The organism is Thermus sp. (assembly GCF_056332225.1).
In genome coordinates this window covers 1-10,438 of sequence record NZ_JBWGQW010000050.1, presented here as the reverse complement: position 1 = coordinate 10,438, position 10,438 = coordinate 1, and the positions used below count along the sequence as shown (strand labels likewise).

Below are 10,438 nucleotides of genomic sequence, written 5' to 3'. Positions count from 1 at the left end.
CCTTTTGGCGGGGGCCCTGAGGCGGCTCAGGCCCCGGATCGTCCTCGCCCCCCTCGAGGCCGACCGCCACCCTCCGTAAGCTCCAGCTCTTCCCACATGACCCGGGTGTGGGCCCAGAGGTGGGTGAGGCTATGGAGGACCTCCTCCTCCAAGGCGCTTCGCGCTTCCGGAGGCGCCTCCTTCAGCCTTTGGTACACCGCCTTGAGGCGGTCCACCTCCTCAAAGAGCTCCTGCCAGATGGGGTCAGGCAGGCCCACTACCTTCTCAACCTGCGGAGTAGCCGCCTTCGTTCCCCTTCCCATGCCCGAATCTCCCTTTCCCACTTTCCAATCAACCCCCAGTCGGGGTTAGCCCTCTCCAGCTCCTCCCTGATCTTCCGGTGATGCTGAAGGATTTGGTATTCCAATCCTTCAAGCCGCTTGCGAAGCTGCTTGTTCCTGCTCAAGGCGCCCCGCGAAGATGCCTATAGCTTACCACCTAAGCCTCTCCCGAAGGAAGCCCTCCAGCTCGTCCACGTGGAGCCTTATCTGCTCCATGGTGTCCCGGTCCCGCACCGTGACCGTGTCCTTGAGCTTGCTGGTGCCGTCCTTGCCCTGGCCGAGGGTGTCGTAGTCCACGGTGACGGCGAAGGGGGTGCCCACCTCGTCGTGGCGGCGGTAGGCCTTGCCGATGTTGCCCGTGTCCTCGTAGAAGACCCGCCCGAGGCCCAAGGAAAGAAGCCTGGCCTTTAGGCGCTTGGCGTACTCGGTGATCTCCGGGCGGTTCTTCACCAGGGGAATGACCGCCACCTTGATGGGGGCGAGCTGGGGCTTGAGCTTGAGGACGATGCGCTCTTCCCCGCTGGGAAGCTCTTCCCTTGTGAAGGCCTCGGCGAGGAGGGCCAAGACCCCCCGGTCCACCCCGGCGGAGGGCTCAATCACGTAGGGCACGAACCACTTCCCCGTCTCGGGATCGCGGTAGGCGAGGCGGGCCGTGGAGTGCTCGTTCCTCAGGACCCGGGCGGTGATCCCCAGGGCCTCCTGGTCCTTGGTGTGGCTCCCCAGGTCAAAGTCCGTGCGGTTGGCGATGCCCTCCAGCTCCTCGAGGCCGTGGGGGAAGCGGTAGAGGAGGTCCACGGTGGCCTTGGCGTAGTGGGCGAGCTCCTCCGGGGGCTGCTCGTAGGGGACGAGGTTCTCGCGGCTTAGGCCCATCTCCTGCCACCACCTAAGGCGCTCCTCCACCCAGTAGCGGTGCCAGCGCTCGTCCTCCCCCGGGCGGACGAAGTACTCAATCTCCATCTGCTCAAACTCCCGTACCCGGAAGATGAAGTTCCTGGGGGTGATCTCGTTGCGGAAGGCCTTGCCGATCTGGGCGATGCCGAAGGGGAGCTTGCGGCTCGTGGCGTCCAGGACGTTCTTGAAGTTGACGAAGATGCCCTGGGCGGTCTCCGGGCGCAGGTAGGCCAGGGAGGCCTCGTCCTCCACGGGGCCCACGTAGGTCTTGAACATCATGTTGAAGTACCGGGGCGGGGTCCAGTCCCCCGGCTCCCCGCTCGCGGGGTCCAGGACCCCGGCCGCGGTCATGGCCCCTCCCGCCCTCTCGGGGGCCCCCATCATGGCCTGGACCAGGGCGTGGAGGTTTCCCTCCTCCACCTCCATGGCCCGGTAAAGCCGCCCGAGGACCTCCTCAGGCTGGTCCTTGAGAAGGTGGTCCAGGCGGTAGCGCTTCTTGGTGATGCGGTTGTCCACCATGGGGTCGGCGAAGGTGGCCTCGTGCCCGGAGTAGTGGAGGACCAGGCGGTGGGTGAGGACGCTGGCGTCCAGGCCCTCCATGTCGTCCCGCTCGTAGACGTTCCTGCGCCACCAGGCCTGCTTGAGGTTGTTCTTGAGCTCCACCCCCAAGGGCCCGTAGTCGTAGACGCCCTGGAGGCCCCCGTAGATCTCGGAGCTTTGGAAGATGAAGCCGCGCCGCTTGCAAAGGGCTACCAGTTCCTCGAGGGTGCTCGCCGGCATGGTTCCTCCTCAAAAAGGGGGGGCAAAGACCCCCGGTTAGAGGGCATCTTACCGGATGGGGCCAAGGTGAGCCTGGGCGCAAACCCCCAAGGGAAGGGGGGTTAGGCTAGAATGTGGGTAGAGGGGAGCATGAACAGGTACGACGACCGCGCCAGGCTGGTTTTCCACTACGCGAGGGAGGAGGGGAGCCGCTTAGGCCACTCCATGATCGGCCCGGAGCACCTCCTCCTGGGCCTGATGCGCGAGGGGGGCACGGCGGCCCGCATCCTCCAGGAGTACGGGGCGAGCCTCGAGGCCATGCGCCGCATGGTGGAGGAGCTGGTGGGCCGGGGCGAGGGGAGCCGCACCGGGGAGCCCCCCGCCATCACCCCGAGGGCGAGGCGGGTGATGGAGCTCGCCAGCGCCGAGGCCCGCAACATGGGGGCCCCCGTCATCGGCACGGAGCACATCCTCCTGGGCATCATCCGCGAGGGGGACGGGATCGCCTACCGCATCCTCAGCCACTTCGCCAAGGACGTGGACGCCATCCGCTGGCGCATCCTCTCCATGGCCGAGGGGCGCGAGCGGGAGAAGCCGGTGAACACCCCCTTCCTGGACGAGTACGGCCGCGACCTCACCAAGGAGGCCCGGGAGGGGAGGCTGGACCCGGTGATCGGCAGGCAGGAGGAGATCAACCGGGTGATCCAGATCCTGGCCCGCCGCACCAAGAACAACCCCGTGCTCATCGGCGACCCCGGGGTGGGCAAGACGGCCATCGTGGAGGGGCTGGCCCAGGCCATCGTGGAGGGGCGGGTCCCCCCCATCCTCAAGGGGGCCCGGGTGGTGGCCATTGACCTCGCCGGGGTGGTGGCGGGGACCAAGTACCGGGGCGAGTTTGAGGAGCGCCTGCGCCAGATCATCGAGGAGCTCAAGAACGCCAAGGTCATCGCCTTCATCGACGAGCTCCACACCCTGATCGGGGCGGGCGGGGCCGAGGGCACCCTGGACGCCGCCAACATCCTGAAGCCCGCCCTGGCCCGGGGGGAGATCCAGGTCATCGGGGCCACCACCACCGGGGAGTACCACCGCTACATAGAAAAAGACGCCGCCTTAGAGCGGCGCTTCCAGCCGGTGATCGTCCTCGAGCCCTCCCCGGAGGAGACCCTGGAGATCCTAAAGGGCCTCCGCCCCCGCTACGAGGCCCACCACGGGGTGATCATCCCCGACGAGATCCTGGAGCTTTCGGTGAAGATCGGCATCCGCTCCCTCCCTGGGCGCAACTTCCCCGACAAGGCCATCGACCTCATCGACGAGGCGGCCTCGAGGGTGCGCCTCAACGCCTCCTTGGGCCTCCCCGTGGCGGAGGAGGAGGACGGCACCCCCATCGTCACCCGGGAGGACATAGAGGCGGTGGTGGACTCCTGGGGCGGGGTCTACGTGGACGACAAGGACGACGAGAAGCTCATGCGCCTGGAGGAGGAGCTAAGGAAGCGGGTGGTGGGCCAGGAGGAGGCCATCCGCGCCCTGGCGAGCGCCCTCCGCCGGGCCCGGGTGGGCCTCGGCGGGAGGACCCGGGTGGCGGCGAGCTTCCTCTTCGTGGGCCAAAGCGGGGTGGGCAAGACCCAGCTCGCCAAGGCCCTGGCCGAGGTCCTCTTCGGCTCGGAGAGGGCCCTCATCCGCTTTGACATGTCCGAGTTCCAGGAGCCCCACTCCATCTCCAAGCTCATCGGCGCCCCGCCGGGGTACGTGGGCTACGAGCAGGGGGGCCGCCTCACCGAGGCCGTGCGGCGCCAGCCCTTCAGCGTGGTCCTCCTGGACGAGATTGAGAAGGCCCACCCCGACGTCTACAACACCTTCCTGCAGGTGCTGGACGAGGGCCGCCTCACCGACGGCATGGGGCGCACCGTGGACTTCCGCCGGGTGATCCTCATCATGACCTCCAACACCGGCTACAACGTGGGCCCCGCCATCGGCTTCACCTCCAAGGAGGTGGACACGGAGTCCCCCTTGAAGGCCCTCTTCACCCCCGAGTTCCTGGACCGGCTGGACGAGGTCATCCGCTTCCGCCCCCTCACCGAGGAGGAGCTGGTGCAGGTGGCCCGGCTCATGCTGGAGGAGATCCAGAAGGAGCTGAAGAGCCGGGACATAGAGGTGACCTTCGCCCCCGAGGTGGCCCGCTTCGTGGTGGACCAGGCCCCGAAGACGGGGAGCGCCCGGGCCATCCGGGGGGTCATCCGCGAGCGCATCGAAGACCCCCTGTCCCTGGCCCTCCTCAAGAAGCCGGCGGGCCGCCTCTACGTGAGCGTGGAGGACGGGCACCTGGCCTTCCACGAGGTGGAGGAGTTCCTGGTGTGAAGCACCCCCCGGCGTGAGGAGGCAGGAGAAGGCCAGCTACGTCTGCGTGGAGTGCGGCTACCGCACCCCGAAGCCCCTGGGGCGGTGCCCCGGGTGCGGGGCTTGGGGGAGCTTCCAGGAGGCCGCCCTGGAACCTCCCCGCAAGGAGGCGCCGGGACGCCCGGCCGCCCTCCTTCCCCTCTCCCAGGTGGACGAGAGGGAGGAGCGCCGTTTCTCCTCGGGGCTTGCCGAGGTGGACCGGGTGCTGGGCGGGGGGTTCGTGCCGGGGGAGGTGGTCCTCCTGGGCGGGGAGCCCGGGGTGGGCAAGAGCACCCTCCTCCTGGAGATGGCCCGGCGCATGCCGGAGCGGGTCTACTACCTGGCCGGGGAGGAGTCCCCGGCCCAGATCAAGCTCCGGGCCCGGCGCCTGGGGGTGAAGGACCTCCTGCTCCTCCGGGAGACCCGCTTGGAACCCCTCCTCCACCTCCTGGAGCAGAAGCCTCCCGAGGCCCTATTTGTGGACTCCATTCAGACCATAGAGGCCGGAGGAAGCCCCGGGAGCCTGGTGGCGGTGCGGGAGGCCACCCAGGCCTTCGTGCGCTTCGCCAAGGAGAGCGGGGCCGCGGTGGTCCTGGTGGGGCACGTGACCAAGGAGGGGGTGGTGGCGGGGCCCAAGAGCGTGGAGCACGCCGTGGACGCCACCCTCTACCTGGAGACCGCCGGGGTCTACCGGGTCTTGAGGAGCGCCAAGAACCGCTTCGGCCCCGTGGGGGAGCTCGGGGTCTTCCGCATGGAGGAGGAGGGGCTCCTGGAGGTGAAGAACCCCTCGGAGGCCTTCCTTTTGGAGCGACCTTTGGGGGTTCCGGGGAGCGCCATCGCCTTAGCCCTGGCCGGGGAGCGGGCCTTGGCCCTCGAGGTCCAGGCCCTGGCCGCCAAGACCCCCTTCCCCGCCCCCCGCCGGGTGGTCCAGGGGCTGGAGGCCAGGCGGGTGGACATGGTCCTGGCGGTGCTGGAGAGGCGGCTCGGCCTGCCCCTGGCCAGCCTGGACGTCTACGTGAACCTGGCCGGGGGGCTTAAGGTGCTGGACCCGGGGCTGGACCTGGCCGTGGCCCTGGCGGTGTACTCTGCGGTGGTGGGAAAGCCCCTGCCCCAGGACCTGGCGGCCGTGGGGGAGGTGGGGCTTCTGGGAGAGGTGCGGAGCGTGGTGAGCCTGGAAAGGCGGCTTCGGGAGGGGGAGCGGGCGGGGTTTTCCCGCTTTCTGCACCCCGGCAACACCCGGAGCCTGAAAGAAGCGGTGGAGCGGTACCTGGGATGAACGGGCGTTTTCTCCTCTACCTCCTCTTCGCCTTCTTGGGCTACCAGGGGGCGGTGGCCCTGGAGGGCCTGGGCCTCCTCCCCCGTTCCGCCGGCTTCCTCTCCCTGAACCGGCTCTACCTGGCCGGGGCGGGCTTCCTGAGCGGGGTCCTCCTGGCCCCTAGATTGGAAATCTTCCTGGAAAAGCGCCTCGCCCGCCTGCGGGAGCTTCCCCCCGAAGTCTCGGTGGCCCTCACCCTGGGGGCCACCCTGGGCCTCCTCTTCACCGTGCTCCTCACCAGCCTCCTCTCCCAGGTGCCGGGCTTCAGCCCCTACCACAGCCTCCTTCTGGCCCTCTTCCTGGTGGGCCTCTTCGCCTACCTGGCCCTGGGGTACAAGGAGTACCTCCGCCCCCCCCAAAGGGAGCGCCGCCCAAATGGGGGCAAGGTGCTGGACACCAGCGTCCTGGTGGACGGGCGCCTGGCGGAGGTGGCGGCCACGGGCTTCCTGGAAGGCCCCCTTTACGTGCCCCACTTCGTCCTCACCGAGCTCCAGCACTTCGCCGACAGCCCCGACCCCCTCAAGCGGGCCAAGGGCAGGCGGGGCCTCGAGGCCCTGGAGAGGCTTAAAGAGCACCTGCCCCTGGAGGTCCTCGAGGAGGCCCCCAAGGGGGAGAGCGTGGACGAGAAGCTCCTCTTCCTGGCCCGGGAGCTCGGGGCCGCCCTGATCACCAACGACCTCGCCCTCCTGCAGATGGCCCGCATCTACGGGGTGAAGGCCCTCTCCGTGCAGGCCCTGGCCCAGGCCCTAAGGCCCCAGCTCCAGGTGGGGGACACCCTGAAGCTCCTCATCCTCAAAGAGGGCAAAGAGCCCCACCAGGGGGTGGGCTACCTGGAGGACGGCTCCATGGTGGTGGTGGACGGGGGCATCCGCTACCGGGGCCAGGAGGTGGAGGTGGTCATCACCCAGGCCATCCAGACCCAGGTGGGCCGCCTCTTCTTCGCCCGGCCCGCCGCGGAGGCCTGAAGGTATAATGCCTCCTGGCCTTGGCCGAGGAGGTGGAGCTTGAACCTGCACGAGTATCAAGCCAAGGAGATCCTGGCCCGCTACGGGGTGCCGGTGCCGCCGGGCAAGGTGGCCTACACCCCCGAGGAGGTAAAAAGGATCGCCCAGGAGTTCGGCAAGCGGGTGGTCATCAAGGCCCAGGTGCACGTGGGGGGGAGAGGCAAGGCGGGGGGAGTGAAGCTCGCCGACACCCCGGAGGAGGCCTACGAGAAGGCGAAGGCCATCCTGGGCATGAACATCAAGGGCCTCACCGTGAAGAAGGTCCTGGTGGCCGAGGCGGTGGACATCGCCAAGGAGTACTACGCCGGCCTCATCCTGGACCGCGCCAAGAAGCGGGTGGTCCTCATGCTCTCCAAGGAGGGGGGGGTGGACATCGAGGAGGTGGCCGCGGAGCGCCCGGAGGCCATCCACAAGTTCTGGATAGACCCCCACAAGGGCTTCCGCCCCTTTGAGGCCCGGGAGATGGTGAAGCGGGCGGGGCTCGAGGGCAACCCCAACAAGATCGCCCAGGTCCTGGTGGCCCTCTACCGGGCCTACGAGGGGGTGGACGCCTCCATCGCCGAGATCAACCCCCTGGTGGTGACCACGGAGGGCGGGATCGTGGCCGCCGACGCCAAGATCGTCCTGGACGACAACGCCCTCTTCCGCCACCCCGACCTCGCGGAGCTCCGGGAGGTGGAGGCCGAGCACCCCCTGGAGGTGGAGGCCAGCAACTACGGCTTCGCCTACGTGAAGCTTTCCGGCAACATCGGCATCATCGGCAACGGGGCGGGCCTCGTGATGTACACCCTGGACCTGGTGAACCGGGTGGGGGGCAGGCCCGCCAACTTCCTGGACATCGGCGGTGGGGCCAAGGCGGACGTGGTCTACAACGCCCTCAAGGTGGTCCTCAAGGACCCCGACGTCAAGGGGGTCTTCATCAACATCTTCGGCGGCATCACCCGGGCGGACGAGGTGGCCAAGGGGGTGATCCGGGCCCTGGAGGAGGGCCTCCTCACCAAGCCCGTGGTCATGCGGGTGGCGGGCACCGCCGAGGAGGAGGCCAAGAAGCTTTTGGAGGGGAAGCCCGTCTACATGTACCCCACGTCCCTCGAGGCGGCCAAGGCCATCGTGGCCATGGTGGGAGGTGCGGCGTGATCCTGGTGAACCGCGAGACCCGGGTCCTGGTCCAGGGCATCACCGGCCGGGAGGGGCAGTTCCACACCCAGCAGATGCTTGCCTACGGCACCAAGATCGTCGCCGGGGTCACCCCGGGCAAAGGGGGAATGGAGGTCCTAGGGGTCCCCGTCTACGACACGGTGAAGGAGGCGGTGGCCCACCACGCCATAGACGCCTCCATCATCTTCGTCCCCGCCCCCATGGCGGCGGACGCCGCCCTGGAAGCGGCCCACGCCGGGGTTCCCCTCATCGTCCTCATCACCGAGGGCATCCCCACCCTGGACATGGTGCGGGCGGTGGAGGAGATCAAGGCCCTGGGAAGCCGCCTCATCGGGGGGAACTGCCCGGGGATCATCAGCGCCGAGGAGACCAAGATCGGCATCATGCCGGGCCACGTCTTCAAGCGGGGGAAGGTGGGCCTCATCAGCCGCTCCGGCACCCTCACCTACGAGGCGGCGGCCGCCCTTTCGGAGGCGGGGCTTGGCACCACCACCACCGTGGGCATCGGGGGCGACCCCGTGATCGGCACCACCTTCAAGGACCTCCTCCCCCTCTTCAACGAGGACCCGGAGACCGAGGCCGTGGTCCTGATTGGGGAGATCGGCGGCTCCGACGAGGAGGAGGCGGCGGCTTGGGTGAAGGCCCACATGAAGAAGCCCGTGGTGGGCTTCATCGGAGGGCGCTCCGCCCCTAAGGGCAAGCGCATGGGCCACGCCGGGGCCATCATCATGGGCAACGTGGGCACCCCGGAGTCCAAGCTCAAGGCCTTCGCCGAGGCGGGCATCCCCGTGGCCGACACCATTGACGAGATCGTGGAGCTGGTGAAAAAGGCCCTGGGCTAAACGGGCTCTCTAGGGCCATGGCCTCATCCCCGACCCGTCTCCTCGGCCATGGCCCTAAGCCTCGCCCCGTGCTCCGGGGAGAGCTCCCCCGGAAGGAGCCGCCAGGCCCAGTTCCCCGAGGGCCTTCCCGGGTAGTTCATCCGGGCCTCGCTGCCCAGGGCCAGGACATCCTGCACCGGGTAGACGGCGAGCCGGGCCACGGAGGCCATGCCCAGGCGCATCAGGGCCCAGGGCACCTCCTCCTCCCCCTGGAAGAAAATCCCCCAGTCCCTAAGGTAGCGCTCCAGGAAGGCCCGCTCATGGGGCGTGGCCGTGCGGTACCAGCCCAGGGTGGTGTCGTTGTCGTGGGTGCCGGTGTAGACCACCACCCGGCCGTGGGCGGGGTAGTTGTGGGGGAGGAAGGGGTTTTCCATCCCGTCGTCAAAGGCGAACTGCAGGACCTTCATCCCCGGGAGGCCGAAGCGGTCGCGCAGGGCCTCCACCTCAGGGGTGATCACCCCGAGGTCCTCGGCGAGGATGGGGACCTCGCCGAAGACCTCCTGGATCCTTTGGAAGAGCTTCTCCCCCGGGGCCTTAACCCAGCGCCCCTCCACCGCCGTGGGGCAGCTTGCGGGAATCTCCCAGTAGGCCTCAAAGCCGCGGAAGTGGTCCACGCGCACCAGGTGGAAGAGCTCCAAGGCCTTCTCCAGGCGGCGGATCCAGAAGGAGAACCCCTCCCGCTCCAAAACCTCCCAGCGGTAGAGGGGGTTCCCCCAGCGCTGGCCCGTCTCCGAGAAGTAATCGGGGGGCACCCCGGCCACCACCGTGGGGCGGCCCTCCTCGTCCAGGTGAAACCACTCGGGGTGGGCCCAGACCTCGGCGGAGTCCTCGGCCACGAAGATGGGCATGTCCCCGATGATTTGGATGCCCAAAGCCTCGGCCTCCGCCTTCAAGGCCCCCCACTGGCGGAAGAAGAGCCACTGGGTGAAGGCGTGGAAGGCCACCTCCTCGGCCAAGGCCCGCTCCGCCTCCCTTAAGGCCTTCTCCTCCCGCTTCCTCAGGGGAAGGGGCCACCGGTTCCAGGGAAGCCCCCCGTGCGCCTCCTTGAGGGCCATGAAGAGGGCGTAGTCCTGAAGCCACCAGGCCTCCCGTTCCCGGAAGGCGGCGAACGCCTCCCGCTCCTCCGGGGAGGCCTTTTCCTTGAAGCCCCGGAAGGCCTCCCGTAGCGCGGGCCACTTCCAGGCGTAGAGGAGGCCGTAGTCCACCCGACCTTGGGGGAAGCCGGGGTCCTCGAGGCCCATGAAGCCCCGCTCCGAGAGGGGCCTGAGGTCTATGAGGTAAGGGTTTCCGGCGAAGGCGCTGAAGGACTGGTAGGGGGAGTCCCCATACCCCGTGGGGCCCAGGGGGAGGACCTGCCAGTACCGCCCCCCCGCCCTTTGCAGGAAGCGAAGGAAGTCCCGGGCCTCCTCGCCCAGGACGCCGATGCCGTAGGGGCCGGGGAGGCTCGTGGGGTGGAGGAGGAGGCCGTAGGCGCGGGGAAGCTCCATGGGGGAAGTATACCCCGGCGCTGGAAGAGCTTCCACAACCTTCGGGCACCCAAGTGCTCGCACCTTGGCTTTGCCACACGGGATGCCCGTGCTTGGGCTGTGGGAAAGCTCTTTTGGGGCCCCCACCGCGGCTTTTGCCGCGGTGGGGTACTTAGAGGCTGTCGTAAAAGCTTTCCACGGCCAGCTACGCGGCCCTGGCCAGCCGCTTCACCAACAAGCGTAGCATGCCCAGATACACCCAGGCCTCAAG

General features: G+C 68.4%; 8 protein-coding genes. 5 read left to right on the top strand and 3 right to left on the bottom strand.

Features of this window, described 5'->3' with window-relative positions:
- Nucleotides 1-26 precede the first annotated feature (26 nt).
- Together AC01Y6_RS08430 and AC01Y6_RS08425 are read right to left on the bottom strand one after the other, a co-directional pair.
- On the bottom strand, nucleotides 27-257 hold the full coding sequence (locus AC01Y6_RS08430) for a hypothetical protein (protein WP_476671110.1): 231 nt from the start codon (nucleotides 255-257) through the stop codon (nucleotides 27-29).
- A 213-nt stretch (nucleotides 258-470) separates the two neighbouring features.
- The gene (locus AC01Y6_RS08425) at nucleotides 471-1,991 is read right to left on the bottom strand and encodes a glycine--tRNA ligase (protein ID WP_476671109.1); all 1,521 of its coding nucleotides are present in this window, start codon (nucleotides 1,989-1,991) and stop codon (nucleotides 471-473) included.
- A 129-nt stretch (nucleotides 1,992-2,120) separates the two neighbouring features.
- On the opposite strand from AC01Y6_RS08425, the gene AC01Y6_RS08420 reads away from it, so the two are divergent.
- Genes AC01Y6_RS08420 through sucD form a run of 5 tightly spaced genes read left to right on the top strand, consistent with a single transcriptional unit; the run spans nucleotide 2,121 to nucleotide 8,662 of the window.
- Complete coding sequence (locus tag AC01Y6_RS08420; protein ID WP_476671108.1) at nucleotides 2,121-4,325, top strand: ATP-dependent Clp protease ATP-binding subunit; 2,205 nt, start codon at nucleotides 2,121-2,123, stop codon at nucleotides 4,323-4,325.
- A gap of 13 nt (nucleotides 4,326-4,338) precedes the next feature.
- Nucleotides 4,339-5,619, top strand: coding sequence for a DNA repair protein RadA (radA, locus tag AC01Y6_RS08415; protein ID WP_476671107.1), 1,281 nt, complete (start codon nucleotides 4,339-4,341; stop codon nucleotides 5,617-5,619).
- The gene (locus AC01Y6_RS08410; RefSeq protein WP_428715196.1) at nucleotides 5,616-6,623 is read left to right on the top strand and encodes a PIN/TRAM domain-containing protein; all 1,008 of its coding nucleotides are present in this window, start codon (nucleotides 5,616-5,618) and stop codon (nucleotides 6,621-6,623) included. Before radA ends, AC01Y6_RS08410 begins: the two co-directional genes overlap by 4 nt.
- 39 nt (nucleotides 6,624-6,662) lie before the next feature.
- Entirely contained in the window at nucleotides 6,663-7,799 is a 1,137-nt protein-coding gene (gene sucC / locus AC01Y6_RS08405; protein ID WP_347240968.1) for an ADP-forming succinate--CoA ligase subunit beta, read from the top strand.
- A complete protein-coding gene (gene sucD, locus AC01Y6_RS08400; protein ID WP_476671104.1) occupies nucleotides 7,796-8,662 on the top strand; it encodes a succinate--CoA ligase subunit alpha in 867 nt (288 codons plus the stop codon). The genes sucC and sucD overlap by 4 nt, the downstream gene beginning before the upstream one ends.
- A 23-nt stretch (nucleotides 8,663-8,685) precedes the next feature.
- On the opposite strand, the gene malQ is transcribed toward sucD, so the two are convergent.
- Nucleotides 8,686-10,188 carry a 4-alpha-glucanotransferase gene (gene malQ, locus AC01Y6_RS08395; protein WP_476671102.1) on the bottom strand — a complete coding sequence of 501 codons (1,503 nt, stop codon included), beginning with the start codon at nucleotides 10,186-10,188 and terminating at the stop codon, nucleotides 8,686-8,688.
- Nucleotides 10,189-10,438: the final 250 nt, after the last annotated feature.

What these genes read in the sequence shown, in the direction of transcription:
- AC01Y6_RS08425 (WP_476671109.1), bottom strand. Translation starts at nt 1,991, where the DNA reads ATGCCGGCGAGCACCCTCGAGGAACTGGTAGCCCTTTGCAAGCGGCGC.
- AC01Y6_RS08420 (WP_476671108.1), top strand. Translation starts at nt 2,121, where the DNA reads ATGAACAGGTACGACGACCGCGCCAGGCTGGTTTTCCACTACGCGAGG.
- AC01Y6_RS08410 (WP_428715196.1), top strand. Translation starts at nt 5,616, where the DNA reads ATGAACGGGCGTTTTCTCCTCTACCTCCTCTTCGCCTTCTTGGGCTAC.
- malQ (WP_476671102.1), bottom strand. Translation starts at nt 10,188, where the DNA reads ATGGAGCTTCCCCGCGCCTACGGCCTCCTCCTCCACCCCACGAGCCTC.